1 tRNA gene is annotated in these 229 nt (G+C 48.5%); it reads right to left on the reverse strand.

What is annotated here, in order from left to right:
• A tRNA-Met gene (locus tag AYW76_RS18865) sits at nucleotides 1–77 on the reverse strand.
• Between the last annotated feature and the right edge of the window lie 152 nt (nucleotides 78–229).

The raw sequence follows: 229 nt of genomic DNA on the forward strand, positions 1-229 counted from the left end.
TGGTTGCGGGAGCAGGATTCGAACCTACGACCTTCGGGTTATGAGCCCGACGAGCTACCAGACTGCTCCATCCCGCGACATGCAAACTATTCATAAATAGATTTTTTCAATACTAAAAATAAAAATACGGCTCCAATTCTCACTACAATACGAATTGGTTGCGGGAGCAGGATTCGAACCTACGACCTTCGGGTTATGAGCCCGACGAGCTACCAGACTGCTCCATCCC

The organism is Marinomonas gallaica (assembly GCF_001639745.1).
GTDB lineage: Bacteria > Pseudomonadota > Gammaproteobacteria > Pseudomonadales > Marinomonadaceae > Marinomonas > Marinomonas gallaica.